The following is a 25,450-nucleotide window of genomic DNA, read 5'->3' as shown; positions in this document are numbered from 1 at the left end:
CCCGGAGAAAAATGGCAGGAAATGGTCAACAGACGCTGACCCGGACGACAAGAATGTCGTCTCCGCGGATCTGGCCTTAGGCACTGTCCTGCGGGGTCGATATGCTAGCATAGCCTCCCCGCTAAACACTCATTCCTGCGACGTGAAGCGTTCTCAGGATGACCATGAATTGTTCGAGAGTTCTGTCGATGACCAATCCTGCCCTGATTGATGAACTGAAGACCCTGGTTGAGCCTGGCAAAGTCCTCACCGACGCCGACTCCCTGAATGCGTACGGCAAGGATTGGACCAAGCACTTCGCCCCGGCGCCGAGCGCTATCGTGTTTCCCAAGACCATTGAGCAGGTGCAGGCGGTTGTCCGTTGGGCCAATCAACACAAGGTCGCGCTGGTGCCATCGGGCGGGCGCACCGGACTTTCCGCCGCTGCGGTGGCGGCGAATGGCGAAGTGGTCGTCTCGTTCGATTACATGAATCAGATTCTCGACGTGAACCTCACTGACCGCACCGCCGTTTGTCAGCCGGGCGTGGTCACCGAGCATTTGCAGAACGTCGCCGAAGAAAAAGGCCTGTACTACCCGGTCGACTTCGCCTCGGCAGGCTCCAGCCAGATTGGCGGCAACATCGGCACCAACGCCGGCGGGATCAAAGTGATTCGCTATGGCATGACCCGCAACTGGGTCGCCGGCATGAAAGTCGTCACCGGCAAGGGCGACGTGCTCGAACTGAACAAAGACCTGATCAAGAACGCCACCGGTTACGACCTGCGTCAGCTGTTTATCGGCGCTGAAGGCACGCTGGGTTTCGTCGTTGAAGCGACCATGCGCCTCGATCGTGCGCCGAAAAACCTCACCGCGATGGTGCTCGGCACCGCCGATTTCGACTCGATCATGCCGGTGCTGCACGCCTTCCAGGGCAAGCTCGACCTGACCGCGTTCGAATTCTTCTCCGACAAAGCCCTGGCCAAAGTCATGGGCCGTGGCGACGTACCGGCGCCGTTTGAAACCGATTGCCCGTTCTACGCGTTGCTGGAATTTGAAGCGACCACCGAAGAAGTGGCTAACAGCGCACTGGAGACCTTCGAACATTGCGTCGAGCAGGGCTGGGTGCTGGACGGCGTCATGAGCCAGAGCGAAACCCAGCTGCAGAATCTGTGGAAGCTGCGCGAGTACATCTCCGAGACCATCTCGCACTGGACGCCGTACAAAAACGACATCTCGGTCACCGTGTCGAAAGTGCCGGCATTTTTAAAGGAAATCGACGCGATCGTCGGCGAACACTATCCGGATTTCGAAATCGTCTGGTTCGGCCACATCGGCGACGGCAACCTGCATTTGAACATCCTCAAGCCGGATAACTTGAGCAAGGACGAGTTCTTCGCCAAGTGCGCGACTGTCAACAAGTGGGTGTTCGAAACCGTCGAGAAGTACAACGGTTCGATCTCCGCCGAGCACGGCGTCGGCATGACCAAACGTGATTATTTGACCTACAGCCGCTCGCCGGTTGAGATCGAGTACATGAAAGCGGTAAAAGCGGTGTTCGACCCGAACGGCATCATGAACCCGGGCAAGATCTTCGCGGTTTGATCTGTAATCTTTGATGAATCAATGAAGGCAGGAGTCGGTAAATGAGCTATCAGCACCAGTACGTCGACGGCACGCGCATCCACTTCCCGATCGGGAAAGTCGTGTGCATTGGCCGTAATTACGCCGAACACGCCAAGGAACTGGACAACCCGGTGCCTACCGAGCCGTTGCTGTTCATCAAGCCGGGCAGTTGCGTGGTTGAGCTGGAAGGCGGTTTCGCCATTCCGACCGAACGCGGTTCGGTGCACTACGAAGCGGAAATCGCCGTGTTGATCGGCAAGCCGTTGTCGACCAAGCCGAGCCGTGAAGAAGTGCTGGATGCGATCTCCGGTTTCGCCCCGGCGCTGGATCTGACCCTGCGCGACAAGCAGGCCGAGCTGAAAGCCAAGGGCCTGCCATGGGAAATCGCCAAGTCGTTCGACGGCGCGGCAGTGATTGCTCCGTTCGTGGTCGGCAGCACGTTTGCTGACCTGACCGACATCGGCATTCGCCTGACCATCAACGGTGAAGTCCGCCAGGACGGCAACAGCAGCGCGATGCTCAACCCGATCGTGCCGATGATCCAGCACATGGCCGGCTGCTTCTCGCTGCAGGCCGGTGACGTGATCCTGACTGGCACGCCAGTGGGCGTCGGCCCGCTGAATGTGGGCGACGACATCGTCCTGGAACTGGTGGGCGCGAGCAGCTTTAACAGCAGCGTGCGCTAACCCGCCATTTCCTGATGGTGTGAGCTTTTGTGGCGAGGGGATTTATCCCCGTTGGACTGCGCAGCAGGCCCAAGATCTTTGGGGCCGCTGCGCGACCCAACGGGGATAAATCCCCTCGCCACAGAGGCCTGGCCGGTATTTTTGTGTCTTGGCCCACAAACCCACACGGCAATCCCGCCATTTGCCGTTTTTTTCACATCCTGTCTGGATAATTCCGGAAAATCTGGCGTCTGAGCCGGCCTCTTTGTGCTATTACCCATAGCCTGAATTTTCGGAACGCGTCCCTCGATGTCATCTCAAACTCAGCTCAAATCCGCCCGCCGTTCACGTTTTGCCCTGCGTTGGTATTCCTGGCTGGTGTTGGTCCTTATCGCCGCCTATGGCCTGGCGTTCGCCATGCATTGGGATGACCGTGGCGTGCTGTGGGTGCTGGAGCGTTTCGAGAGCCCGACCGAGCAAAAGGAAAGCGTCTGGTTGCCGGACTACCACGCGGTGATCGACGCAAAGTTGCTGCCGGGCATGGAGAAAGACGAAGCCTCCGACCTGTCCTATAACCCGCAGACCAAAACCCTGTTTTCGGTAATGGGCAAAAATCCGTTCCTCGCCGAACTGAGCCTGCAAGGCGACGTGCTGCGCAAAATGCCGCTTAAGGGCTGGAGCAATCCGGAAGGCCTGACCGTGATGGAAAACGGCCTGATGGCCATCGTCGATGAGCGCGAGCACATACTCTCCATCGTCAAAGTCGACGCCGACACCCGCGAACTGAACATCGCCGACTTCCCCAAATACGACCTCGGCCCCTCGAAAGACCAGAACAAAGCCTTCGAAGCGATTGCCTGGGATCCGCGCAATCAGCAACTGCTGCTGGGCGAAGAGCGGCCACCGGCGCTGTTCACCTGGAAAAGCGACGGCACCCAGACGCTGACGGGCGACAAGCAAAAACTCGCCAGCGATGAGCTGGACATCCGCAACCTCTCGGCGCTGGCGGTGGATCCGCGCACCGGCCACACATTGGTGCTGTCCGCTGATTCGCATCTATTGCTGGAGCTGGATGAGAAGGGCGATCAAGTCAGCTTCATGACCCTGCTCGGCGGCTTCAACGGCATCAAAAAAACCATCCCGCGCGCCGAAGGCGTGACCATGGACGAGGCGGGCACGCTGTACATGGTCAGTGAGCCGAACCTGTTCTACCGCTTCGAAAAACAGAAATAACAGCCTCATTGATTCCTGTAGGAGCTGCCGAAGGCTGCGATCTTTTGACTGTGGGACGCAAAGCGTCCCCGGCTGCATTCCCACGCAGAGCGTGGGAACGATCAAATACAGGGTTGTCTTGTGGTTTGAGGCAAGTGGCCATTAAGCTTCAGTTCAGACGGGCGTGATATTTCATCCGCCTGTTTTGATTCCGAGCCTGCCCGAATGCGTCGACTTGCCCGTCCCAAACCTCTGGTCATCATCGTCTCGGTGATTGCCCTGTTCGCGTTGATTGCGATCGGCCAATACCTGCGCCTGTTCGAGCGTGCCTGGTTCAACCTGCACACGCTGTGGCAACCGCAGAGCACCGAATCCATTGGTCTGGATCAATATCGCGTGGAAATCGAAGCGCGGGTCATCGACGGTCTGGACGACGATGTGTCAGCGCTGACCTTCGATCCGGTGCGCAAAAGCCTGTTCACCGTGACCAACAAAAATGCCGAGCTGGTTGAGCTGTCGCTGGAAGGCAAGATCCTGCGGCGCATCTCGCTGATCGGCTTTGGCGATGCGGAGGCTGTCGAATTCATCAGCGCCGACACCTACGTGATCACCGACGAGCGTGAGCAGCGGCTGATCAAGATTCATCTGGAAGAAGGCACCACGTTCCTCGATGCGGCGGATGCCGAGCAGATGACCCTTGGCGTGCACATGAGCGGCAACAAGGGGTTTGAAGGTCTGGCTTACGACTCGGTGGGCAAGCGCCTGTTCGTGGCGAAAGAGCGCGACCCGATGCTGATCTACGAAGTGCATGGTTTTCCGCACTTCAACCCGGAAAAATCCTACGCGGTGCACGTGATCAACAACCCCAAGCGCGATGCCGGGATGTTTGTGCGGGATCTGTCGAGTTTGCAGTACGACGAACGCAGCGGCCATTTATTGGCACTGTCGGATGAATCGCGGTTGATTCTGGAGCTAGACGTCGATGGGCGGCCGTTGAGCACCATGTCCATCAGCGGTGGCCGGCAGGGTCTAAAGAAAACCGTGCCGCAGGCGGAAGGCATTGCGATGGATGACGATGGCACGCTGTACATGGTGAGCGAGCCGAACCTGTTTTACGTCTTCAAAAAACCAACGCCGAACTAACCAACACCACAAAACACTGTGGGAGCGAGCTTTTGTGGTGAGGGGATTTATCCCCGATGGGTCGCGCAGCGGCCCCAAAAAGCAGGACTGCTACGCAGCCCATCGGGGATAAATCCCCTCACCACAAAGTTAGCTCCCACAGGTTTCCATCCGCCCACAAAATCATGGGCGGGCTGATTACTCAGCTTTAAGGGTTTTCACGCCCTCAGATGTACCCAGCAACAACAAATCAGCCGGACGTGCCGCGAACAAGCCGTTAGTCACCACGCCAACAATCGCATTGATCTGCGCTTCCAGCTCCACCGGGTTGGTGATCTGCAGGTTGAACACATCCAGAATGATGTTGCCGTTATCGGTCAGCACGCCTTCGCGGTACACCGGGTCGCCGCCCAGTTTCACCAGTTGGCGGGCAACGTGGCTGCGGGCCATCGGGATCACTTCGACTGGCAGCGGGAATTCACCCAGCACTGGCACCAGTTTGCTGGCGTCGGCGATGCAGATGAAGGTCTTGGCCACGGCCGCGACGATCTTCTCGCGGGTGAGGGCTGCGCCGCCGCCCTTGATCAGGTTCAGGTGCGCGTCGCTTTCATCGGCGCCGTCGACGTAGAACTCCAGATCGCTGACGGTGTTCAGCTCATACACCGGAATCCCGTGGCCCTTGAGGCGCGCGGCGGTGGCTTCGGAACTGGCAACCGCGCCATCGAATGCGCCCTTGTGCTGGGCCAGGGCGTCGATGAAGCAGTTGGCGGTGGAGCCGGTGCCGACCCCAACGATGCTCTTGTCGTCGAGTTTCGGAAGGATGAAGTCGACGGCGGCCTGAGCCACTGCCTGTTTGAGTTGATCCTGGGTCATGCGGGCTCCGGAAGCGGGCAAGGTGAGAACGGAAAGGCCGGCATTATAGGCCCCATGTCTGGGAAGGTCATTGTCCTATTGGCAGATCAAAAGATCGCAGCCTGCGGCAGCTCCTACAGGAATCGCATGCATTCTGTAGGAGCTGCCGAAGGCTGCGATCTTTTAAGGCGCGGCTAAAACCTCTGGATTCGTGTGGTCGCCCGGGCAAAAGCCGGGTTAGACTCCTTGGCCCTGCCCAACCCGCTCAGTGATGCTTTCCGATGCTCGAACAGTACGTCAAAAAGATCCTCACCTCGCGCGTTTATGACGTTGCCGTAGAAACCCCGCTGCAGAACGCTCGCCAGCTCTCCGAGCGGCTGGGCAATGACATTTGGCTCAAGCGCGAAGACTTGCAGCCGGTGTTCTCGTTCAAGATTCGCGGCGCCTACAACAAGTTGACTCAGTTGACCGAAGAAGAGCGCGCCCGTGGCGTGGTCACCGCGTCGGCGGGCAACCATGCGCAAGGTCTGGCCCTGGCGGCGAAAGTGCTGGGCGTAAAAGCCACTATCGTCATGCCCAAGACCACCCCCGAGATCAAGGTCGAAGGCGTGCGTTCGCGCGGCGGCAAAGTGGTACTGCACGGCGACTCGTTCCCGGAAGCCCTGGCCTACTCGCTGAAACTGGTTGATGAAAAAGGCTACGTCTACATTCACCCGTACGACGATCCGCACACCATCGCCGGGCAGGGCACCGTGGCGATGGAAATTCTGCGCCAGCACCCGCAGCCGCTGGACGCGATTTTTGTCCCGGTCGGCGGCGGTGGTCTGATCGCCGGTATCGCCGCGTACGTGAAATACCTGCGCCCGGACATCAAAGTCATTGGCGTCGAGCCGGACGACTCCAACTGCCTGCAGGCCGCGATGGCTGCGGGTGAGCGTGTCGTTCTGCCAACCGTGGGCATCTTCGCCGACGGCGTGGCGGTGGCGCAGATCGGCCAGCACACCTTCGACATCTGCAAAAACTACGTCGATGAAGTGATCACCGTCAGCACTGACGAGATCTGTGCGGCAATCAAGGATATCTACGACGATACACGCTCGATCACCGAACCTGCCGGCGCCTTGGGCGTAGCCGGGATCAAGAAGTATGTCGAACAACGCGGTGTCAGCGGCCAGACCTTCGTCGCCATCGACTCCGGCGCCAACGTCAACTTCGACCGCTTGCGCCACGTCGCCGAGCGCGCTGAACTGGGTGAAGGCCGCGAAGCAATCATCGCCGTGACCATCCCCGAGAAGGCCGGCAGCTTCAAAAACTTCTGCGAAGCCATCGGCAAGCGCCAGATCACCGAATTCAACTACCGCTACAACACCGGCAGCGAAGCGCACATCTTCGTTGGTGTGCAGACCCACCCGGAAAACGATCCGCGCAGCGCACTGCTGGCAAGCCTGACCGAGCAGGGTTTCCCGGTCACTGATCTGACCGACAACGAACTGGCCAAGCTGCACATCCGCCACATGGTTGGCGGGCACGCGGCGCACGTGATTGATGAAGTGGTGTTCCGCTTCGAATTCCCGGAGCGCCCGGGGGCACTGTTCAACTTCCTTAATAAGCTTGGCGGGCGCTGGAATATTTCGATGTTCCACTACCGCAACCACGGTGCCGCTGATGGCCGTGTGGTCGCGGGTCTGCAAGTGCCGCACGACGAGCGTCATCTGGTGCCGGCGGCGCTTGAGGAAATCGGCTACCCGTACTGGGATGAAAGCGAGAACCCGGCCTATCAGCTGTTTCTTGGCTGAGCGGCTACGCTGATGGGCAAGTAATAAGGAATTTTGACAATGGAAACATTAACGGCCCTGAAAATGGCCCATGTGGTCGCCACCGTGGTTTTGCTGGCGAGTGCGCTGGGTCTGGCGATCTGGGTGTTTCTCGCAAAGCGCAAAGGTGATGCGACGGCGGGCAGCCGCACGTTGCAGCGGCCACGGGTGTTTGTCTGGCTGCTGATGGGCCTGGCGCTGCTGAGCATGCCGTTTACTGGCTGGTGGATGGTGCATCTCGTGGGCTGGCCGCTGGGGCAGACGTGGATTCTGGCGTCGAGCGTGCTGTACACCGTCGCGGCGCTGGCGTGGTTGTGGTTGCTGGTGCGGTTGAACCGGTTGCGCAAGGCGCCGGGCGGCGTCGGGCGGTTCAGCTTTGCTTTGGCGTTGTTCAGTTTTGTCTGCTTTGTAGCGATTGCTGGGTTGATGGGCGCAAAACCTGTTTAGGGCTTGAGACCGAGTCGATCCATTCGCGAGCAAGCCCGCTCCCACAGGGGGATTTGTGTACGACACAGATCCAATGTGGGAGCGGGCTTGCTCGCGAAGGCGTAATCAGCCGCGCAGACTGATCACCGGCCAGCCACGCTTCTCGGCCTCAGCCCGCAGATTCGGATCCGGATCAACAGCCACCGGATTCGCCACCTGCTCCAGCAACGGCAAATCATTCATCGAATCGCTATAGAAATAGCTGTCGTCCAACGAATACCCGGTCTCTTCCAGCCAACGATTCAGGCGCGTCACCTTGCCTTCACGGAAGCACGGAATATCCGTGCTGCGCCCGCTGTAACGGCCATCAACCATTTCACATTCGGTAGCGATCAGGGTTTCAACGCCCAGACGCACAGCAATCGGCGCGGTGACGAAACGGTTGGTCGCGGTGATGATCACCAGTTTGTCGCCGGCATCACGGTGCTTTTTCAGCAGTTCCAGCGCTTGCGGCAGCACGATCGGTTCGATGCAGTCGCGCATGTAATCGCTGTGCCATTGCTCGAGCACGGCCATGTCGGTGCGACCGAGGATCTCCAGGCAGAAGTTCAGGTACGCGGCGTTATCCAGTTTGCCGGCCAGGTAATCCTGATAGAACTCGTCGTTGCGCGCTTTGTACGCAATCGGGTCGAGGAAGCCGCGTTCACACAGATAGTCGCCCCAGGCGTGATCGCTGTCGCCGCCCAGAAGGGTGTTGTCCAAATCGAATAGAGCCAGGCGCATTGCAGTTACCCGCTGATAAGTCTGTAAAAAGGCGACAAGAATACGGTCTTTTCACAAGAGTGCACATAAGGTAGGAAGCTTCGTTGCCGCCTCATCAACCTTTGTGGAACAATGCGGCGACATGCGTTTGCGAGGTTGTGCCCGTGATCGACCCCGATGGTTTCCGCCCCAATGTCGGGATCATTCTGACGAATGACGCCGGCCAGGTGCTATGGGCTCGCCGTATCAATCAAGATGCCTGGCAGTTTCCGCAAGGGGGAATCAACCCTGAAGAGACGCCGGAAGACGCCTTGTACCGCGAGCTGAACGAAGAAGTTGGCCTGGAACGTGAAGATGTTGAAATACTGGCCTGTACTCGGGGCTGGTTGCGCTATCGTTTGCCGCAACGTCTGGTGCGTACCCACAGCCAACCGCTGTGCATCGGCCAGAAACAGAAATGGTTTCTCCTGCGCCTGATCTCCAACGAGCAGCGGGTGCGGATGGATTTGACCGGTAAACCGGAGTTCGATGGCTGGCGCTGGGTCAGCTATTGGTATCCGTTGGGCCAGGTGGTGACATTCAAGCGCGAGGTGTATCGCCGCGCCCTCAAAGAGCTTGCCCCGCGCCTTTTAGCGCGCGACTGACGACGGAGTTCGACCCCGAGCCATGCTCAATACGCTGCGCAAGATCGTCCAGGAAGTTAACTCCGCCAAGGATCTCAAGGCGGCGTTGGGGATTATTGTGTTGCGCGTCAAAGAGGCCATGGGCAGCCAGGTCTGCTCGGTCTACCTGCTTGATCCCGAGACCAACCGCTTCGTCCTGATGGCCACCGAGGGCTTGAACAAGCGCTCGATCGGCAAGGTCAGCATGGCACCCAACGAAGGTCTGGTCGGTCTGGTCGGCACGCGTGAAGAACCCCTGAACCTCGAAAACGCGTCTGTTCACCCGCGCTACCGCTACTTCGCCGAAACCGGTGAAGAGCGTTACGCCTCGTTCCTCGGTGCACCGATCATTCACCACCGCCGCGTCGTCGGCGTGTTGGTCATCCAGCAAAAAGAACGCCGCCAGTTCGATGAAGGTGAAGAAGCCTTCCTCGTGACCATGAGCGCGCAGCTCGCCGGCGTTATCGCCCACGCCGAGGCCACCGGTTCGATCCGTGGTCTGGGCCGTCAGGGCAAGGGCATTCAGGAAGCCAAGTTCGTCGGCGTGCCGGGTTCACCGGGTGCGGCGGTCGGTACGGCGGTAGTCATGTTGCCACCGGCCGATCTCGACGTGGTGCCCGATAAAAACATTACTGACATCGACGCTGAGCTGGCGCTGTTCAAGACCGCCATCGAAGGCGTGCGCGCCGACATGCGCGCGTTGTCCGCCAAGCTCGCGACCCAGCTGCGTCCGGAAGAGCGCGCGCTGTTCGACGTCTATCTGATGATGCTCGACGATGCCTCGCTGGGCAGCGAAATCACCACCGTGATCAAGACCGGCCAATGGGCCCAGGGCGCGCTGCGTCAGGTGGTCACGGAACACGTCAACCGTTTCGAACTGATGGACGACGCCTACCTGCGTGAGCGTGCCTCGGACGTCAAAGACCTCGGTCGCCGTCTGCTCGCGTATTTGCAGGAAGAGCGTCAGCAGAACCTGGTCTACCCGGAAAAAACCATACTGGTCAGCGAAGAACTGACGCCGGCAATGCTCGGCGAGGTGCCTGAAGGCACGTTGGTCGGTCTGGTTTCGGTACTCGGTTCGGGTAACTCGCACGTGGCGATCCTTGCCCGGGCGATGGGCATTCCGACGGTGATGGGTCTGGTCGACCTGCCGTACGCCAAGGTCGACGGCATCGAAATGATCGTCGACGGCACACGCGGCGAGGTTTACACCAACCCGAGCGAAGTGCTGCGCAAGCAGTTCGCCGAAGTCGTCGAAGAAGAGAAACAACTGGCGCTGGGCCTCGACACCCTGCGCGACCTGCCGTGCGTGACCCTCGATGGCCACCGCATGCCGCTGTGGGTCAACACCGGTCTGCTCGCCGATGTGGCGCGGGCGCAGAAGCGTGGCGCCGAAGGTGTCGGCCTGTACCGCACCGAAGTGCCGTTCATGATCAACCAGCGTTTCCCGAGCGAGAAGGAACAACTGGCGATCTACCGCGAGCAACTCGCCGCGTTCCACCCGCAACCGGTGACCATGCGCAGCCTCGACATCGGCGGTGACAAGTCGCTGTCGTATTTCCCGATCAAGGAAGACAACCCGTTCCTCGGCTGGCGCGGCATCCGCGTCACCCTCGACCACCCGGAAATCTTCCTGGTGCAGACCCGCGCAATGCTCAAGGCCAGCGAAGGCCTGAACAACCTGCGGATTCTGCTGCCGATGATCTCCGGCACCCATGAACTCGAAGAAGCCCTGCACCTTATCCACCGGGCCTGGGGCGAAGTGCGCGACGAAGGCACCGACGTGCCGATGCCGCCGATTGGCGTGATGATCGAGATTCCGGCGGCGGTTTATCAGACCAAGGAACTGGCGCGGATGGTCGATTTTCTGTCCGTCGGCTCCAACGACCTGACCCAGTATTTGCTGGCGGTCGACCGTAACAACCCGCGTGTGGCCGATCTTTACGATTACCTGCATCCGGCGGTGCTGCAAGCTTTGCAAACGGTGGTGCGTGATGCGCATGCGGAAGGCAAACCGGTAAGTATCTGCGGCGAGATGGCCGGTGATCCGGCGGCGGCGGTGCTGTTGATGGCGATGGGTTTTGACAGTTTGTCGATGAACGCCACCAACTTGCCGAAGGTGAAGTGGATGTTGCGTCAGGTGAATTTGAGCAAGGCCAAGGATCTCTTGGCTGAGCTGATGACCATCGACAACCCGCAAGTTATCCACAGCTCGCTGCAATTGGCGCTGAAGAACCTTGGGTTGTCGAAGATGAATCCGCCGGTGGTCGTCAAGGCCCTCTGAAGATCAAAAGCCCCTCATCGGAACGCCGCCCGCCTAACCCTCTCCCGGAGGGAGAGGGGACTGATTGGGGGATGCTGCAGAGATACGCCGACCTGAAAGTGCTTTGCTGAATCCATAATCGACCTGCACCGACCTGAAAGTTCTGTGTTGAATCCATAATCAACTCGGTCTTTCAGGTCGATGTATGGCCCAAGACGCCTCGGTCGGCCCCCTCTCCCTCCGGGAGAGGGCTGGGGTGAGGGTCAGCTCTTAGACACAAACCTCAACTTCCCCAAGATGCCCGCCATACGGCCCAAAACTCCGCTCGACCATCCGCCGCGTCCCATCCGCCTGCACCACCAACGCCGTACTCGCCCGCGTCCCATAACTCTGGCTGGCAATAAACACACTCGACAACAAAGTCTCCGTCGCCATCCCCACACCGGTATCCGGCAGCTCAGCCGACGGCGCAACCTGCGCATCACTCAACAACCCCAACAACCGCTCAGGCGTCGGATCATCCAGCGCCGCACTCAACGCAGCCTTGGCCTTGAGCAACTTCGGCCACGGCGTATCCAGCCCTGCATTGGATAACCCATAGACGCCAGCCGCCAACATCACCGGCTCCGACAACCTTGCATTGAAATGCCACAACTCATGGCTGTTGCCGAGCAGCAGGTTAAACCCGGCATATTCCGTCGAACGCCCAACCACATCGATCAAATAATCATCAATCGACAGATCACCGGTCAGAAACCGCGCCACCAGTTCCCCTCGCGATTTACGCGCCGGCGGCTGTTGCGGATCACGAATATTGGTCAGCGCCGCAAAGCGCCCATTAGCGCCAATCCCCAGCCAGGTGCCCCCAGCCTCAAGATCGCGCCCCGCGTGCACGTGCGGCGCTTCGGGCCATGGCGCCAGCGGCAGGCTCGGTCGGGCGTAGAATTCGTCACGGTTGGCCGCGACGATCAGCGGCTGGGCATGGCCCGGGCGCCAAGCGAAAACAATCAGGCACATAAGGTGATCCTTGTGTGTTTTTTGCTCACTCTACGCATCCAGCGCCCGTGCATCCATCGTAAGTGGAGCCGAAGGCCATGCATCCGTTACCATGCCGCTCCGGTTTTCGGGATGCGTCTGGGAGAGGGACATGGAATTTCTGCTCTATCTGGCGCTGGGCGCCTGTGCCGGCGTGTTGGCCGGGCTGTTCGGGGTAGGCGGCGGGATCATTATTGTCCCGGTGCTGGTGTTCAGTTTTACCTTGCAGGGCTTCGATCAGTCGATCCTCACGCATCTGGCAGTCGGCACTTCGCTGGCGACGATTATTTTCACCTCGGTCAACGCCGTGCGTGAACATCATCGTCGAGGTGCAGTGCGCTGGCCGATCTTCATGTGGATGGCCGTGGGTATCCTGCTTGGCGCCGGTTTCGGTGCAGTGACGGCCGAGGCGATTTCCGGGCCGCACCTGCAAAAGATCATCGGCGTGTTCGCGTTGGTGATCTCGGTGCAGTTGGCGCTGGACGTCAAACCCAAGGCCAGTCGAACCGTGCCGGGCAAATTCGGTCTGACCGTGGCCGGCAGTGTTATCGGTTGGGCCTCGGCGATTTTTGGCGTTGGCGGCGGATCGCTGACCGTGCCGTTCCTGACCTGGCGCAGCGTGCCGATGCAGCAAGCAGTGGCAACGTCATCGGCTTGCGGTCTGCCAATCGCTTTGGTCAGTGCATTAAGTTTCATGATTCTGGGGTGGCACGATCCGTTGTTGCCGGCCCATAGTCTCGGTTTTGTGTATTTGCCGGCGCTGTTGGGCATCGCCCTGACCAGCATGGTCTTCGCCCGTATCGGCGCGCGTTTGGCGCATCGGTTGTCGCCGCGCTTGCTGAAACGGCTGTTCGCCGCTTTGCTGTTCAGCGTAGGTGTGAGCTTCCTGATTTAACCGCGTCGCAATCCTGGCTTAATCCTGAGGTGGCAGCGTCGCCCGGGAATTCTGGTTTCAACTCTAACGAGGAGTCGCAATGCTGCCTTACCCGCAGATCGACCCGGTGGCCCTGGCCATCGGTCCGCTGAAAATCCACTGGTACGGTCTGATGTACCTGATCGGCATCGGCGGTGCGTGGCTGCTGGCGTCGCGCCGGCTCAACCGTTTCGACCCGACCTGGACCAAGGAGAAACTCTCCGATATGGTCTTCTGGATGTCGATGGGCGTGATCGTCGGCGGACGTCTGGGCTACGTGCTGTTTTACGATCTGAGCGCCTATCTGGCCAACCCGACGCTGATTTTCGAAGTGTGGAAGGGCGGCATGTCGTTCCACGGCGGTTTCATCGGCGTAATGCTGGCCGCGTTGTGGTTCGGCAAGCGCAACGGCAAGTCGTTTTTCCAGTTGATGGACTTCGTCGCGCCAATGGTGCCGATCGGTCTGGGCGCCGGGCGCATCGGTAACTTCATCAACGCCGAATTGTGGGGCAAAGCCACCGACGTGCCATGGGCCATGGTCTTCCCGCCATTCAGCGATCCGGCACAACTGCCGCGTCACCCGTCGCAGCTGTATCAGTTCGCGCTCGAAGGTGTAGCGCTGTTCCTGATCCTGTGGATTTTCTCGCGCAAGCCGCGCCCGACCATGGCCGTTTCCGGCATGTTCGCGCTGTTCTACGGCATCTTCCGTTTCATCGTCGAATTCGTTCGCGTACCGGATGCGCAACTGGGCTATCTGGCCTGGAACTGGCTGACCATGGGCCAGGTGCTCTGCGTGCCGATGATCGTCGGCGGGCTGTTCCTGATCTGGCTGGCCTATCGTCGCGCGCCGGCAGCACCGCTCGCGCCGACGGCTTAAACTACGAACCCCGGCGCGCGACGCCGGGGCTCAAAGGACACAGGTAACTCATGAAGCAATATCTCGAACTGGTCTCGCACGTTATTCAGAACGGCACCAAGCAGGCCAACCGCACCGGCATCAACACCATCAGCTTCCCGGGTGCGATGCTGCGTTTCGATCTGCAGGAAGGTTTTCCGGCGATCACCACGCGCAAAATGGCCTTCAAATCGGCCATCGGCGAGATGTGCGGATTTCTCCGTGGCGTCAACAACGCCGCTGAATTCCGTGCGCTGGGCTGCAAGGTCTGGGATCAGAACGCCAACGAAAACGCGCAGTGGCTGGCCAACCCGTTCCGTCAGGGCGACGACGACCTCGGCGAAATCTACGGCGTGCAATGGCGCAAATGGCCGGCGTACAAGCAGATCCCGCTGAGCAACACCGCCGCCATCGAACAGACTCTGAGCAACGGCTACAAGCAGATCGCTCAAGGCGAAGAAGACGGCCAGGCCTACGTGGTGTTGTACAAAGCCATCGATCAGGTGCGCCAGTGCGTCGACACGATCATCAAGGATCCGGGCAGCCGTCGCATTCTGTTCCACGGCTGGAACGTCGCTCAGCTGGATGAAATGGCCCTGCCGCCGTGCCATCTGCTGTACCAGTTCCACCCGAATGTCGAGACCAAGGAAATTTCCCTGACCCTCTACATCCGTTCCAACGATCTGGGTCTGGGCACGCCGTTCAACCTTACCGAAGGCGCAGCGCTGCTGAGCCTGATCGGTCGCCTGACCGGCTACACGCCGCGCTGGTTCACCTATTTCATCGGTGATGCGCACGTCTACGAGAACCATTTGGACATGCTCAACGAACAGCTCAAGCGCGAGCCGTTCGCCATGCCTAAGCTGAAAATCTCCGATCGTGTGCCGGAGTTTGCCAAGACTGGCGTGTACCAGCCGGAATGGCTGGAACTGGTCGAGCCGAGCGATTTCTCGCTGGAAGGCTACGAACACCACGCGCCAATGACCGCGCCAATGGCGGTCTAGTCGGTAGGATCGTTCCCACGCTCTGCGTGGGAATGAATCCCGTGACGCTCTGCGTCACTTTGGACGCGGAGCGTCCATGGCGGCATTCCCACGCGGAGCATGGGAACGAGCGTTATGCGGTGTTCTTTAGTGGCCGTGGCTGCGGCCTACGTGGGAGTGTTCGACTTCGGTGGCGACGACTCCGCCGCTGACCTCCAGCCGCTGCAATATCCCGCATTGCTCGGCCCCCGGCCCTTCGCCACAGCGTTGGCGCAGGTCGAGCAGTTGTGTCTGCAACGCCAACAACCCATCAATCCGTGCCTTCACATGTTGGATGTGTTCATCGATCAGCGTGTTCACGCTTTCACACTGATCCTGCGGACTGTCACGCATGGCCAGCAGGCTGCGGATTTCTTCGAGGGTCATGTCGAGGGTGCGGCAGTTGCGGATGAAGGTCAGGCGTTCGGCGTGCGCCTGGGTGTAGACGCGGTAGTTGCCGTCGCTGCGGGCCGGTTCCGGCAGGAGGTTTTCGCGCTCGTAGTAGCGGATGGTTTCCACGGCGCAGTCGGTGAGTTTGGCCAGTTCTCCGATCTTCATGACGGCAATCTCCAAAAGGGTGCTTGACCCTATAGTGGCTACAGGGTCTTTACTTGGCAACAGGCACCTTCATGGACGCGACCAATGAGCGATTCCCAGCACACCCACAAGCCCGGCGACGGCCACGATCACAGTCATAAATTGCAGCCTGTGCATAAGCATTCACAGGGCGGCGATTCTTGCTGCGGGTCGAAAGTCGCGGCGCCGGCACCGGTTCATGCGCACGAAGACTCTTGCTGCTCGTCGACAGCCGCCGCGCCTGCGTTGGTGCAACTGAGCGAGAAAACCAGTGCCGATGCGCGGCTGAGCAGTTTCCGCATCGAGGCGATGGACTGCCCGACCGAGCAGACGCTGATCCAGAACAAGCTCGGCAAACTCGCCGGCGTGCAGCAACTGGAATTCAACCTGATCAATCGCGTACTCGGCGTGACCCACAATCTGCCGGGCACCGAGCCGATCACCGAAGCGATCAAATCCCTCGGCATGCACGCCGAGCCGCTGGAGGCGGGCGTCGATTCGCCAGCCCCGGCGCCAGTGAAAAAACACTGGTGGCCGCTGGCGTTGTCCGGCATTGGTGCGCTCGCCGCTGAAGTCATTCATTTCACCAACGCCGCGCCCACCTGGGTGGTGGCGATCATTGCGCTGGTGTCGATCCTCAGCGGTGGCCTGACCACCTACAAAAAGGGCTGGATCGCCCTGAAGAACCGCAACCTCAACATCAACGCGCTGATGAGCATCGCCGTGACCGGTGCCATCCTCATCGGCCAGTGGCCGGAAGCGGCGATGGTGATGTTCCTGTTCACCGTCGCCGAGCTGATCGAAGCGCGCTCGCTTGACCGTGCGCGCAATGCGATCAGTGGCCTGATGCAGATGACGCCGGAGCAAGCCACGGTGCTGCAGGCTGACGGTTCGTGGGTCGAACAGGACGTGAAAAGCGTCGAACTCGGCGCCCGTGTGCGAGTGAAGCCCGGCGAGCGCATTGCGCTAGACGGCGAAGTGCTCAGCGGCAACTCGACCATCGACCAGGCGCCGATCACCGGTGAAAGCCTGCCGGTCGAGAAAACCGTCGGCGACAAAGTCTTCGCTGGCACCATCAACCAGGCCGGTTCGCTGGAATACGCGGTCACTGCTGCGGCGAACAACTCGACGTTGGCGCGGATCATCCACGCCGTCGAACAAGCCCAAGGCGCGCGTGCGCCGACCCAGCGTTTCGTCGATCAGTTCTCGAAAATCTACACGCCTGTGGTGTTCGTCTTTGCCTTGGCCGTGGCGATCATTCCGCCGCTGTTCATGGGCGCTGTGTGGTTCGACTGGATCTACCGCGCGCTGGTGTTGCTGGTGGTCGCGTGCCCATGTGCATTGGTGATTTCGACTCCGGTGACCATCGTCAGCGGCCTCGCCGCAGCGGCGCGCAAAGGTATTCTGGTCAAGGGCGGCGTGTACCTGGAGGGCGGTTTCAAACTCGACTATCTGGCGCTGGATAAAACCGGCACGATCACCCACGGCAAACCGGTGCAGACCGATTACCTGTCCCTCGATCCAACCGCCGATGCCACCGCACCGGCCATCGCCGCTGCCTTGGCCGGACGTTCCGACCATCCGGTGTCGCTGGCCATCGCCAACGCCGCTGTGGATAAAAACTTCGCCGCGCTGATTGTGGATAACTTCGAAGCGCTGGGCGGGCGTGGCGTCAAAGGCGACATCAACGGCCAGACGTATCATTTGGGCAACCATCGTCTGGTCGAAGAGCTCGGCCTGTGCTCGCCAGCACTGGAAGAAAAACTCTTCGCGCTGGAGAAACAGGGCAAATCCGTGGTGCTGCTGCTCGACAGCTCCGGCCCACTGGCGCTGTTCGCCGTGGCCGATACCGTCAAGGAAACCAGCCGCGAAGCGATCCGTCAGTTGCATGAACTCGGGGTGAAAACCCTGATGCTCACTGGCGACAACGTCCACACCGCGCAGGCGATTGCCGCGCAGGTCGGCATCGACGAGGCTCGCGGTGATTTGCTGCCAACCGACAAACTGCAAGCCATTGAAGATCTGTACAAGCAGGGCCATCGTGTCGGCATGGTCGGCGACGGCATCAACGACGCGCCAGCACTGGCCCGCGCCGAGATCGGTTTCGCCATGGCCGCTGCTGGCACCGACACCGCGATCGAAACCGCCGATGTCGCCCTGATGGATGACGATCTGCGCAAGATCCCGGCGTTCATCAGCCTGTCGCGCAACACCGCCAGCATCCTGAAACAGAACATCGCCTTGGCGCTGGTGATCAAAGCGATCTTTCTTGCGGTAACCTTCGCCGGACTCGCCACCATGTGGATGGCGGTGTTCGCCGACATGGGCGTGAGCCTGTTGGTGGTGTTCAACGGTTTGCGCCTGCTGCGCAAATAACGATGAGGGATGGTTGTGCTGAGTGCCGAGCTGAAAGCGTTTTACATGGTCGCCCGCCTGGGCAGCATCACGCTGGCGGCGAAAAAACTCGGCCTCAGCCAACCGACCGTGACCACCCAGATACGTAATCTGGAAAGTCAGTATTCGGTGGAGCTGTTCTACCGTGGCGGCCGGCGCCTCAGCGTCAGTGATGAAGGCGCCCGGTTGTTGCCGATGGTCAAGACGCTGTTGCAGCAGGAAGCCGACATCGAGTTTTTCCTGCGCAACAGCGGTCAGGTGCAGGGCACGTTGCGCATCGCCGCCACGGCGCCGTATTACATCCTCGATCTGGTAAAGACCTTTCGCGAGCGCTTGCCGCAGGTGGAAGTGTCGGTGGAAATCGGCAATTCGCAGCAGGTGCTGGAAGCGCTGGAGGACTATCGGGTGGACATCGCCGCGTCGTCGCAATTGCTCGATGACGCGCGGTTGATTCGTCGGGTACTCGGTACTGATCCGCTGGTGCTGGCGGTGCATCGCAATCATCCGCTGGCTGTGCAGGAACATGTGGCGTTGAGTGCGTTGGCCGGGCATACGTTGTTGATGCGCGAGTCGGGATCGACTACGCGGCGGTTGACCGAAGAATTGCTGGCGAGTGCCGGGGTGAGTTTCGGTCCGTTGCTGGAGATTGGCAGCCGTGAGTCGATTCGTGAGGCGGTGTTGCGCAATATCGGCATCAGCATTATTGCGCGGCAGGAAGTGCCGCATGACCCGCAGTTGCGCGTGCTGACGATCGAGAATGCGCCGCAGATTCCTGAGTATCTGTATTGCCTGAAAGAGCGCAAGGGCGCGCGGTTGCCCGCGGCGTTCCTGGGCCTGGCCCAGGAAATGTCCCCGGCCTAGCAGATGATCGTTCCCACGCTCTGCGTGGGAATGCCTCTACGGACGCTCCGCGTTCGGCTTTGGGACGCAGAGCGTCCCGGGCTGCATTCCCACGCGGAGCGTGGGAACGATCTCTTCTGAACCAAAATCCCTGAATACCACTATCAGCAGTTTTTGCCTCACTGCCACATGACGGACGCATTACAACTCTAGGATTGGCCCCATCTGCTTGATGAGGTCTGTCCATGAATCCTGCCATTGCAACTGCCCTGACCAACCCCGGTGCGCCGATGAAAGTGCGCGGCGTGCAGAAACGCTTCGGCGCTTTCACCGCGCTGGATAACGTCTCCCTCGACGTCGCTGCCGGTGAACTGGTGTGCCTGCTCGGCCCGTCGGGCTGCGGCAAAACCACGTTGCTGCGCTGCATCGCCGGTCTGGAGAAACAGGACAGCGGCGAGCTGTACCTCGGTGACCGCGACGTCTCGCACCTCGCCCCGCAGGCCCGTGATTACGGGATTCTGTTCCAGTCCTACGCGCTGTTCCCCAATCTGACCGTCGAAGCGAACATTGCCTACGGCCTCGCCGGCAGCGGTCGCGACGAAGTGCGCCGTCGCGTCGGCCAGATGCTGGAACTGGTCGGCCTCACCGGCAGCGAGAAGAAATACCCCGGCCAATTGTCCGGCGGCCAACAGCAGCGTGTCGCACTGGCCCGTGCTCTGGCACCAGCTCCCTCGCTGCTGTTGCTCGATGAACCGATGTCTGCCCTCGACGCCCGCGTCCGCGAGCATCTGTGCACCGAACTGCGCCAACTGCAACGCAGCCTCGGCATCACCACCCTGATGGTCACGCACAATCAGGACGAAGCCATGCTCATGGCCGACCGCATCGCGGTGATGAACAATGGCCGCGTCGAGCAGTACGCCACCCCGCAGGAAATCTACAACCGCCCGGCCACGCCGTTCGTGGCCGAGTTTGTCGGGCAGGGCAACTGGCTGCCGTTTCAGCGCAGCAGCGACAGCCACGCGCAGGTCGGCGGGATGAACCTGCGCCTCAGCGACGGCAGCGTCCAGCGCGCCTCGGGCCGTTTGTTCTGCCGCCCGGAAGCGATCAACGTCAACCCGCCGGTGCACGAAGAGAACCTGTTCCCGGCCAAAGTCCGCGAGATCACCTTTCTCGGCAACCGCTGCCGCATGAGCTTCGAACTCGATCAACTGCCGGGCCACGCGCTGCTCGCCGAACTCGCCCCGGAAGCCATGCCACGCCTCGGCGCCCAGCAAATCATGGTCGCCTTGCCGCCGCGCAGCCTGCAGGTGTTTGCCTGATGAACAGCAACCTCGCGCTGCCGCTACCGCACAAGCAGGTGCGACAGTCCTCGAAAGCCGAGATCGGCGATCGCATTTTTGTCGTCGGCGGTAAAGTCCTCTTGCTGCTGTTGCTCGGCGTCGCGGTGTTGCTGCCGTTGCTGGCGATCTTCTGGCGTGGCTTTAGTAATGAGGCCGGGCAGGGCGGTGGCTGGATCGCGGCGAAGGAGATGGTCACCAGCGAGAATTTCCACTGGCTGCTCGGCAACAGCCTGAAAGTTTCCCTCAGCGTTGCGGCCATCGTCGTACCGCTGGCCTACCTGTTTGCCTACGCGCTGCAACGCACAATGATTCCGGCGAAGGGTATCTGGCGCGGGATTTCCTTGTTGCCGCTGATGGCGCCGTCGATGCTGCCGGGGATTGCACTGGTCTATCTGTTCGGCAACCAGGGCATGTTGCGCGGGCTGCTCTCGGACAACATCTACGGGTTCTGGGGGATTGTGCTGGGCGAGGTGATTTACACCTTCCCCCATGCGCTGATGATTTTGCTCTCAGCATTGTCTCTGGCCGATGCGCGCCTTTTCGATGCCGCGTCGAGCATGGGCGCCAGTCCGGCGAAGGCGTTTCGCAGCATCACTTGGCCGGCGACGCGGCAGGCTGTGTTCGCTGCGTTCTGTCTGGTGTTCACCCTGACCATCACCGATTTCGGCGTGCCAGTGGTGGTCGGTGGTGACTATCAAGTGCTGGCGCTGGAAGCCTACAAAGCCGTGGTCGGCCAGCAACAATTCGGTCGCGGCGCGTTGATCGGCATGGTGCTGTTGCTGCCAGCGCTGTTCAGCTTCGGCGTCGATGCCTGGTTGCGTCGGCGTCACGGTGACTCCATGAGCGGTCGGGCGCAGGTGTTCAAACCGGCGCCGTCGAAGCTGCGCGATGGCTACTATCTGGCGATTGTTGTGTTGATCAGCGCGGCGTTGATTCTGGTGTTCGGCATGGCAGTGTTTTCGTCGCTGGTTAAGTTCTGGCCGTACAACCTGTCGCTGTCGCTCAACCATTACCAGTTCAACGAAACCGCTGGCGGTGGCTGGCTGGCTTACAGCAACAGTTTGAAAATGGCGCTGGGCACGGCGTTGATCGGCAGCGTGCTGATCTTCACCGGCGCTTATCTGATGGAGAAAACCCGCGACCAGCGCGGCCTCAACCTGGCGTTGCGCATGCTCAGTTTTGTGCCGATGGCGGTGCCGGGGCTGGTGCTCGGTCTCGGTTACGTCTTCTTCTTCAACCTCACGGGTAACCCGCTGCATGTGCTGTACGGGACGATGACGCTGCTGATCGTCTGCACCATTGCGCACTACCTGACCACCGCACAAATGACCGCGACCACCGCGCTGCGCCAACTCGACGCCGAGTTCGAAGCCGCCGCGCTGTCGCTGAAGGCGCCGCTGTACCGCCACTACCTGCGCGTCACCGTACCGATCTGCCTGCCGGCGTTGCTCGACATCGTGCGCTACCTGTTCGTCTCTGCGATGACCACGGTTTCTGCCGCGATCTTCCTCTACAGCCCCGACACCATCCTCGCGGCGGTCGCAGTGCTGAATATGGATGACGCCGGCAACGTTGGCGGCGCGGCGGCGATGTCGACCCTGATTCTGTTCACCTCGGCGGGCGTGTCCTTGCTGCTGGCGTGGGCGTCGCGCGGCTTGCTGCGCCGTTCTCAAGCCTGGCGGCAAACCGCGCCCGGTCACTGATTCACACCCTCAACTCAAAAGACAGGATACCGATCATGTTCAAGCCTTTGGCCCTGGCCGCTGCTGTGCTCGCTACTTTCAGCCTGAATGCCTTCGCGGCAAAAACCGAGTTGACGGTGTACACCGCCCTCGAAGCCGAGCAACTGAAGTCCTACAAAGAAGCCTTCGAAAAAGCCAACCCGGACGTCGAGATCAAATGGGTGCGCGATTCCACCGGGATCATCACCGCCAAACTGCTCGCCGAAAAGGCTCGCCCGCAGGCTGACGCGGTGTGGGGCCTTGCGGCTTCCAGTCTGGCGATTCTTGATCAGCAAGGCATGCTGCAAAGCTACGCGCCGAAGGATCTCGGCAAGATCGGCGCGAATTACCGCGATGCCGCCAACCCGCCAGCGTGGGTCGGCATGGACGTCTGGGCTGCGACCATCTGCTTCAACACTGTCGAAGCCGAGAAGCAGGGTTTGACCAAGCCAGTGAGCTGGCAGGATCTGACCAAGCCTGAGTACAAGGGCAAGATTGTTATGCCGAACCCGGCGTCGTCCGGCACCGGTTTCCTCGACGTCAGCGCCTGGCTGCAAACCTTCGGCGAGAAGCAGGGCTGGGCGTACATGGACGGTCTGCACCAGAACATCGGCCAGTACGTTCACTCCGGTTCCAAGCCTTGCAAACTGGCGGCGGCGGGCGAGTTTCCGATCGGGATTTCCTTTGAATACCCAGCGGTACAGCTCAAGCGTCAAGGCGCGCCGCTGGACATCATCCTGCCGAAGGAAGGTCTGGGCTGGGAGATCGAAGCGACTGCGGTGATCAAAGGCACGCCGCATGAAGAAGCGGCGAAGAAACTGGCGGACTTCTCGGCGAGTGCTGAGGCGATGGATCTGTACAAGGAGAACTTCGCTGTTCTTGCGCAGCCGGGGATTGCCAAGCCGCAGACTGAATTGCCGGCGGATTATGAGCAGCGTCTGATCAAGAACGACTTTGCCTGGGCCTCGAAGAATCGCGACGAGATTCTGACTGAGTGGCGCAAGCGTTATGACGGCAAGTCCGAGAAAGTGGCTGCCAAGTAAGATCTTTATCGACTGACAGGGCCCCTTCGCGAGCAAGCTCGCTCCCACACTGATCGTTCCCACGCTCCGCGTGGGAATGAATCCCGTGACGCTCCGCGTCACTATGGACGCAGAGCGTCCTTGGCTGCATTCCCACGCGGAGCGTGGGAACGATCATCGAGGTAGCCTCATGACACACCACAAAGACCTGCTCATCGTCGGCGCCGGCATTCTCGGCCTATCGCACGCATACGCCGCTGCCAAACGCGGCCTCAAGGTCGCCGTTTTCGAACGCACCGCCACGCCCCTCGGCGCCTCGGTGCGCAACTTCGGTCAGGCCTTGGTCACCGGCCAGCCGCCCGGCCCGATGCTTGAACTGGCCAAGGCCAGCCGCGAGATCTGGGGCGATTGGGCGCAACTCGCCGGGCTGCAAATCAAGCGCAACGGTTCTTACCTGTTCGCCAGAACCGAAGCCGAAGAACACCTGCTCGAAACCTTCTGCGCCACTCGCGCCATTGAACACAACTACAACGTCGACCTGCTGCGCGGTGCCGCCCTGCGCGATCTCTACAACGGCCAGTTCCGCCATCACCGCGCCGCGCTTCATGGCATCGACGATCAACAGCTGTATTCGCGCGAAGCGATCCCGGCGCTGATTGATTACCTGCGTCGCGACCTCGGCGTCGAGTTTCACTTCTCCACGCTCGTACGCGACGTCGAGCCGGGGCGCTTGCACAGCACCGCCGGCAGCTTTACCGCCGAGCAGATCATCGTCTGCTCCGGCCACGATTATCAAACCCTGCTGGCCGAACCAATCGCCGCGCTCGACCCGCAAATCTGCCGTCTGCAAATGCTCCGCGCCAAACCTGCGACCGAGCTGAATCTGCAACACGCCTTGCTCACCGGCCTCAGCTGCGTGCACTACGGCGCCTTCGCCGATCTACCGGAAGCGGCGGCGGTGCAGGCGCAGATCCTGCGTGAACAACCGCACCTGCACGACAACGGCATCCACCTGCTGATCAGCCCGACGCCGTACGGCGAACTGATCATCGGCGACTCGCACCATTACGGCAGCGACGCTTCACCGTTCAACGCCGAGCAAGTGGACAACTGGATGATCGAATTGGCCGAGCAGACCCTGGGCTGCAAGGTGCAAGTGGTCGAGCGCTGGCAGGGCGTCTATGGTGCTCGGGGGCCGGGGCCATTTTCGTTGCTGCGCCCGGCACCGGGGTTGAGTGTGGCGCTGATGCACACCGGCGTCGGCATGAGCGTCGGCCCGGCGATGGCCGAACGCAACGTTGCACAGTTGTTGGAGGAAATTTGATGACAGGTCACGAACAAACCGTCGCCACGGTATTCGCGCTGTATGAGCGTTTTGGCACCAGCGATTACATCGGCGAACCGGTGTCACAGATCGAGCACATGTCCCAGGCCGCTGAACTGGCGATCGCCGAGGGTTTTGATGATGAAGTGGTGCTGGCGGCGTTCTTCCATGACATCGGCCATTTGTGTGGCGAAGGCGCGGAGAACATGGGCGGCTATGGCGTGGTCAGCCATGAACGGCTGGGTGCGGATTATTTGCGCGAGGCCGGTTTCAGCGAACGTATGGCGCGGCTGGTGGAATATCACGTGCAGGCCAAGCGGTATCTGACGTTGCGTGAGCCGGGGTATTTCGAGCGGCTGAGTGAGGCGAGTCGGCGGACGCTGGAGTATCAGGGTGGGGTGATGACGGAGGCGGAGGCGGAGGTGTTTGAGCGGGATCCGTTGTGTGCGGTCAGTCTGCGGATGCGGCAGTGGGATGAGCTGGCCAAGGAGAGGGCGGTGCCGGTGATGGATTTGGCGGTGCTCAAGCGCAAGGCTGAGGTTTTGTTGTCGGCAGGGTGATTGTCGCCCTCACTGTAGAGACCGGTACATCCTTTACAAATTAGACCGGGGACATCGTTTACACCTTTACAGGCTTGAAACGCGTTTGGCGCCCCTTTCAAGCCTGCCTAAACAGTGGCTGCAAAGATACAGTTCCCAAGCATCATCAGCCACCTCCTTCAGCGCGATGTCCTCTCCAATCAGAGCCTCTCCTAGAAAAATCAGCTGTCCTTTCCATTTGATTTCCCCATTTGACCGAACCTTGCGCACTTCAACATCGGAACCATATTCAAGCGCAGGCAAGTAACCCGGATAAGCGCGTATCGACGGGCTATAGACAGATGCCGGTGGTTTCATGCCCAGCGCGGTATGCGGTCGGTGGTGGTTGAAGTCTTGGATGAAATCCTGAAAAGCCAGCTGCTGGCGCACCAAGTTTTCCGCCGG

Annotated in this window: 23 protein-coding genes; 18 read left to right on the top strand and 5 right to left on the bottom strand. The window is 60.4% G+C overall.

Annotation, left to right across the window (positions count from 1 at the left end; translation table 11 throughout):
• The first annotated feature begins 188 nt into the window (after positions 1–188).
• The 4 genes from AD669_RS25805 (at position 189) to AD669_RS25790 (ending at position 4,624) form a co-directional block, all read left to right on the top strand.
• The gene (locus tag AD669_RS25805; protein WP_053124803.1) at positions 189–1,583 is read left to right on the top strand and encodes an FAD-binding oxidoreductase; all 1,395 of its coding nucleotides are present in this window, start codon (positions 189–191) and stop codon (positions 1,581–1,583) included.
• A gap of 41 nt (positions 1,584–1,624) precedes the next feature.
• A complete protein-coding gene (locus tag AD669_RS25800; RefSeq protein ID WP_053124802.1) occupies positions 1,625–2,290 on the top strand; it encodes a fumarylacetoacetate hydrolase family protein in 666 nt (221 codons plus the stop codon).
• Between the two features lie 288 nt (positions 2,291–2,578).
• The gene (locus tag AD669_RS25795) at positions 2,579–3,502 is read left to right on the top strand and encodes an SdiA-regulated domain-containing protein (protein WP_053124800.1); all 924 of its coding nucleotides are present in this window, start codon (positions 2,579–2,581) and stop codon (positions 3,500–3,502) included.
• Positions 3,503–3,706: 204 nt separating this feature from the next.
• Positions 3,707–4,624 (top strand): SdiA-regulated domain-containing protein, encoded by a 918-nt coding sequence (locus AD669_RS25790; protein ID WP_053124798.1) that lies wholly within the window; start codon positions 3,707–3,709, stop codon positions 4,622–4,624.
• Between the two features lie 177 nt (positions 4,625–4,801).
• Here AD669_RS25790 and rpiA read toward each other — a convergent pair whose 3' ends face one another.
• Positions 4,802–5,476 carry a ribose-5-phosphate isomerase RpiA gene (rpiA, locus tag AD669_RS25785; protein WP_007913886.1) on the bottom strand — a complete coding sequence of 225 codons (675 nt, stop codon included), beginning with the start codon at positions 5,474–5,476 and terminating at the stop codon, positions 4,802–4,804.
• A 260-nt stretch (positions 5,477–5,736) separates the two neighbouring features.
• Here rpiA and ilvA point away from each other — a divergent pair, with 260 nt between their 5' ends.
• Entirely contained in the window at positions 5,737–7,251 is a 1,515-nt protein-coding gene (gene ilvA / locus AD669_RS25780) for a threonine ammonia-lyase, biosynthetic (protein ID WP_053124796.1), read from the top strand.
• 39 nt (positions 7,252–7,290) lie between these two features.
• A complete protein-coding gene (locus tag AD669_RS25775; protein ID WP_053124794.1) occupies positions 7,291–7,716 on the top strand; it encodes a DUF2269 domain-containing protein in 426 nt (141 codons plus the stop codon).
• A gap of 105 nt (positions 7,717–7,821) precedes the next feature.
• On the opposite strand, the gene AD669_RS25770 is transcribed toward AD669_RS25775, so the two are convergent.
• The gene (locus AD669_RS25770; RefSeq protein ID WP_053124792.1) at positions 7,822–8,478 is read right to left on the bottom strand and encodes an HAD family phosphatase; all 657 of its coding nucleotides are present in this window, start codon (positions 8,476–8,478) and stop codon (positions 7,822–7,824) included.
• A gap of 143 nt (positions 8,479–8,621) precedes the next feature.
• Between AD669_RS25770 and AD669_RS25765 the strand changes: the two genes are divergently transcribed.
• Entirely contained in the window at positions 8,622–9,101 is a 480-nt protein-coding gene (locus tag AD669_RS25765; RefSeq protein ID WP_003229203.1) for an RNA pyrophosphohydrolase, read from the top strand.
• Positions 9,102–9,123: 22 nt separating this feature from the next.
• Positions 9,124–11,403, top strand: a complete 2,280-nt coding sequence (gene ptsP / locus AD669_RS25760; protein ID WP_053124790.1) for a phosphoenolpyruvate--protein phosphotransferase — start codon at positions 9,124–9,126, stop codon at positions 11,401–11,403.
• 249 nt (positions 11,404–11,652) lie between these two features.
• On the opposite strand, the gene AD669_RS25755 is transcribed toward ptsP, so the two are convergent.
• Positions 11,653–12,399 (bottom strand): NRDE family protein, encoded by a 747-nt coding sequence (locus tag AD669_RS25755; protein ID WP_053124788.1) that lies wholly within the window; start codon positions 12,397–12,399, stop codon positions 11,653–11,655.
• 130 nt (positions 12,400–12,529) lie between these two features.
• Between AD669_RS25755 and AD669_RS25750 the strand changes: the two genes are divergently transcribed.
• From AD669_RS25750 to AD669_RS25740, 3 genes are all read left to right on the top strand, one after another.
• The gene (locus tag AD669_RS25750; RefSeq protein ID WP_053124786.1) at positions 12,530–13,312 is read left to right on the top strand and encodes a sulfite exporter TauE/SafE family protein; all 783 of its coding nucleotides are present in this window, start codon (positions 12,530–12,532) and stop codon (positions 13,310–13,312) included.
• A 79-nt stretch (positions 13,313–13,391) separates the two neighbouring features.
• Positions 13,392–14,207 (top strand): prolipoprotein diacylglyceryl transferase, encoded by an 816-nt coding sequence (lgt, locus tag AD669_RS25745; protein ID WP_007913003.1) that lies wholly within the window; start codon positions 13,392–13,394, stop codon positions 14,205–14,207.
• A 50-nt stretch (positions 14,208–14,257) separates the two neighbouring features.
• Positions 14,258–15,229 (top strand): thymidylate synthase, encoded by a 972-nt coding sequence (locus tag AD669_RS25740; protein WP_008088441.1) that lies wholly within the window; start codon positions 14,258–14,260, stop codon positions 15,227–15,229.
• A gap of 126 nt (positions 15,230–15,355) precedes the next feature.
• On the opposite strand, the gene cadR is transcribed toward AD669_RS25740, so the two are convergent.
• A complete protein-coding gene (cadR, locus tag AD669_RS25735) occupies positions 15,356–15,805 on the bottom strand; it encodes a Cd(II)/Pb(II)-responsive transcriptional regulator (RefSeq protein ID WP_053124784.1) in 450 nt (149 codons plus the stop codon).
• A gap of 84 nt (positions 15,806–15,889) precedes the next feature.
• On the opposite strand from cadR, the gene AD669_RS25730 reads away from it, so the two are divergent.
• The 7 genes from AD669_RS25730 to AD669_RS25700 all read left to right on the top strand — a co-directional run bounded on the left by AD669_RS25730 (position 15,890) and on the right by AD669_RS25700 (position 25,027).
• On the top strand, positions 15,890–18,199 hold the full coding sequence (locus AD669_RS25730; RefSeq protein ID WP_053124783.1) for a heavy metal translocating P-type ATPase: 2,310 nt from the start codon (positions 15,890–15,892) through the stop codon (positions 18,197–18,199).
• 15 nt (positions 18,200–18,214) lie between these two features.
• A complete protein-coding gene (locus tag AD669_RS25725; protein WP_053124875.1) occupies positions 18,215–19,078 on the top strand; it encodes a LysR family transcriptional regulator in 864 nt (287 codons plus the stop codon).
• 224 nt (positions 19,079–19,302) lie between these two features.
• Positions 19,303–20,379 carry a putative 2-aminoethylphosphonate ABC transporter ATP-binding protein gene (locus AD669_RS25720; protein WP_053124781.1) on the top strand — a complete coding sequence of 359 codons (1,077 nt, stop codon included), beginning with the start codon at positions 19,303–19,305 and terminating at the stop codon, positions 20,377–20,379.
• Positions 20,379–22,103: a putative 2-aminoethylphosphonate ABC transporter permease subunit gene (locus AD669_RS25715; protein ID WP_053124779.1), complete on the top strand. Its 1,725-nt coding sequence runs from the start codon at positions 20,379–20,381 to the stop codon at positions 22,101–22,103. Before AD669_RS25720 ends, AD669_RS25715 begins: the two co-directional genes overlap by 1 nt.
• Before the next feature lie 35 nt (positions 22,104–22,138).
• The gene (locus tag AD669_RS25710; protein WP_053124777.1) at positions 22,139–23,164 is read left to right on the top strand and encodes a putative 2-aminoethylphosphonate ABC transporter substrate-binding protein; all 1,026 of its coding nucleotides are present in this window, start codon (positions 22,139–22,141) and stop codon (positions 23,162–23,164) included.
• Positions 23,165–23,333: 169 nt separating this feature from the next.
• Positions 23,334–24,467 (top strand): TIGR03364 family FAD-dependent oxidoreductase, encoded by a 1,134-nt coding sequence (locus AD669_RS25705; protein WP_053124775.1) that lies wholly within the window; start codon positions 23,334–23,336, stop codon positions 24,465–24,467.
• Positions 24,467–25,027 carry a phosphonate degradation HD-domain oxygenase gene (locus AD669_RS25700; protein WP_053124773.1) on the top strand — a complete coding sequence of 187 codons (561 nt, stop codon included), beginning with the start codon at positions 24,467–24,469 and terminating at the stop codon, positions 25,025–25,027. Before AD669_RS25705 ends, AD669_RS25700 begins: the two co-directional genes overlap by 1 nt.
• Before the next feature lie 66 nt (positions 25,028–25,093).
• Here AD669_RS25700 and AD669_RS25695 read toward each other — a convergent pair.
• Positions 25,094–25,450 (bottom strand): integrase core domain-containing protein (locus AD669_RS25695; protein WP_156316190.1); only part of this gene is annotated, 357 nt, incomplete at its 5' end.

The organism is Pseudomonas sp. P1.31, assembly GCF_001269815.1.
GTDB lineage: Bacteria > Pseudomonadota > Gammaproteobacteria > Pseudomonadales > Pseudomonadaceae > Aquipseudomonas > Aquipseudomonas rustica.
The sequence above is the reverse complement of the archived record's forward strand: the minus strand, read 5'-3'. Positions and strand labels throughout refer to the sequence as shown.

What these genes read in the sequence shown, in the direction of transcription:
- ilvA (WP_053124796.1), top strand. Translation starts at nt 5,737, where the DNA reads ATGCTCGAACAGTACGTCAAAAAGATCCTCACCTCGCGCGTTTATGAC.
- AD669_RS25700 (WP_053124773.1), top strand. Translation starts at nt 24,467, where the DNA reads ATGACAGGTCACGAACAAACCGTCGCCACGGTATTCGCGCTGTATGAG.
- AD669_RS25730 (WP_053124783.1), top strand. Translation starts at nt 15,890, where the DNA reads ATGAGCGATTCCCAGCACACCCACAAGCCCGGCGACGGCCACGATCAC.
- ptsP (WP_053124790.1), top strand. Translation starts at nt 9,124, where the DNA reads ATGCTCAATACGCTGCGCAAGATCGTCCAGGAAGTTAACTCCGCCAAG.
- lgt (WP_007913003.1), top strand. Translation starts at nt 13,392, where the DNA reads ATGCTGCCTTACCCGCAGATCGACCCGGTGGCCCTGGCCATCGGTCCG.
- AD669_RS25750 (WP_053124786.1), top strand. Translation starts at nt 12,530, where the DNA reads ATGGAATTTCTGCTCTATCTGGCGCTGGGCGCCTGTGCCGGCGTGTTG.
- AD669_RS25715 (WP_053124779.1), top strand. Translation starts at nt 20,379, where the DNA reads ATGAACAGCAACCTCGCGCTGCCGCTACCGCACAAGCAGGTGCGACAG.
- AD669_RS25790 (WP_053124798.1), top strand. Translation starts at nt 3,707, where the DNA reads ATGCGTCGACTTGCCCGTCCCAAACCTCTGGTCATCATCGTCTCGGTG.
- AD669_RS25800 (WP_053124802.1), top strand. Translation starts at nt 1,625, where the DNA reads ATGAGCTATCAGCACCAGTACGTCGACGGCACGCGCATCCACTTCCCG.
- AD669_RS25740 (WP_008088441.1), top strand. Translation starts at nt 14,258, where the DNA reads ATGAAGCAATATCTCGAACTGGTCTCGCACGTTATTCAGAACGGCACC.
- rpiA (WP_007913886.1), bottom strand. Translation starts at nt 5,476, where the DNA reads ATGACCCAGGATCAACTCAAACAGGCAGTGGCTCAGGCCGCCGTCGAC.
- AD669_RS25720 (WP_053124781.1), top strand. Translation starts at nt 19,303, where the DNA reads ATGAATCCTGCCATTGCAACTGCCCTGACCAACCCCGGTGCGCCGATG.
- AD669_RS25705 (WP_053124775.1), top strand. Translation starts at nt 23,334, where the DNA reads ATGACACACCACAAAGACCTGCTCATCGTCGGCGCCGGCATTCTCGGC.
- AD669_RS25795 (WP_053124800.1), top strand. Translation starts at nt 2,579, where the DNA reads ATGTCATCTCAAACTCAGCTCAAATCCGCCCGCCGTTCACGTTTTGCC.
- AD669_RS25755 (WP_053124788.1), bottom strand. Translation starts at nt 12,399, where the DNA reads ATGTGCCTGATTGTTTTCGCTTGGCGCCCGGGCCATGCCCAGCCGCTG.
- AD669_RS25805 (WP_053124803.1), top strand. Translation starts at nt 189, where the DNA reads ATGACCAATCCTGCCCTGATTGATGAACTGAAGACCCTGGTTGAGCCT.
- AD669_RS25710 (WP_053124777.1), top strand. Translation starts at nt 22,139, where the DNA reads ATGTTCAAGCCTTTGGCCCTGGCCGCTGCTGTGCTCGCTACTTTCAGC.
- AD669_RS25770 (WP_053124792.1), bottom strand. Translation starts at nt 8,478, where the DNA reads ATGCGCCTGGCTCTATTCGATTTGGACAACACCCTTCTGGGCGGCGAC.
- cadR (WP_053124784.1), bottom strand. Translation starts at nt 15,805, where the DNA reads ATGAAGATCGGAGAACTGGCCAAACTCACCGACTGCGCCGTGGAAACC.
- AD669_RS25775 (WP_053124794.1), top strand. Translation starts at nt 7,291, where the DNA reads ATGGAAACATTAACGGCCCTGAAAATGGCCCATGTGGTCGCCACCGTG.